The organism is Stieleria mannarensis (assembly GCF_014154935.1).
Taxonomy (GTDB): Bacteria; Planctomycetota; Planctomycetia; order Pirellulales; family Pirellulaceae; genus Stieleria; species Stieleria mannarensis.
The window spans coordinates 1-605 of the sequence record NZ_JACEHH010000202.1 but is presented as its reverse complement, the minus strand read 5'-3'; the positions used below and the strand labels follow the sequence as shown (position 1 = coordinate 605).

Genomic DNA, 605 nt, shown 5'->3' with positions numbered 1-605 from the left:
AACGGTACGGTTCAGCGGGGCCGCGCGAACGACTCCCCACTTCAAATACGTCAACTCGCGGCCTCCGTTGCAACCGATGGTTCCCCGCCGGTTTTGGGTGCGTTGATATCAAGGTAAGTGTAGAGGCGATTCTCGACGTCGTGAAGTGATGAAACGTTGCCGTGCTTGCAGTCACGAAACGGTTGCCAGAATCTGAAGGTACGAGGGATTCTAAACGGTCGAAGCACAACGACCATTGGATTGAATTCGCGTTGACCGCCAAAGAAACGGAATACGGCAACTGGTAGCGAGTGCCATTTCCAATGGCGACGTTCAGACCAGTTGATGACGACTGAGCGCCCCTGCAAGCGTGGAAGGACCGTTTCTACCATGTAGTCATGCCAGTTGGGGCTATTGGAGTACACGACCAAGGTATCGACGCCGCGAGTACACCAAATAAGCCAGACGATTGCAGTGAGCGACACGCCGTAAATTGCCATGCCAGCTAACAAAGCGACGGCAAATGGAATGATCAGAACGACGACGGGTGCAAGCAACAGGACCGATGCGAGTTTGACGATTGCATTTGACATGCGTCGTGTAGCCATTTCAGCAGATCAGCCGGG

1 protein-coding gene is annotated in these 605 nt (G+C 53.9%); it reads right to left on the bottom strand.

The annotated features are described in order from the left end of the window. Positions 1-50 precede the first annotated feature (50 nt). Positions 51-572 (bottom strand): hypothetical protein, encoded by a 522-nt coding sequence (locus H1B37_RS33060; protein ID WP_182871530.1) that lies wholly within the window; start codon positions 570-572, stop codon positions 51-53. Positions 573-605: the final 33 nt, after the last annotated feature.

Bases quoted from the DNA above. Each gene is read 5' to 3' on its own strand.
- H1B37_RS33060 (WP_182871530.1), bottom strand. From the start codon at position 572: ATGTCAAATGCAATCGTCAAACTCGCATCGGTCCTGTTGCTTGCACCC.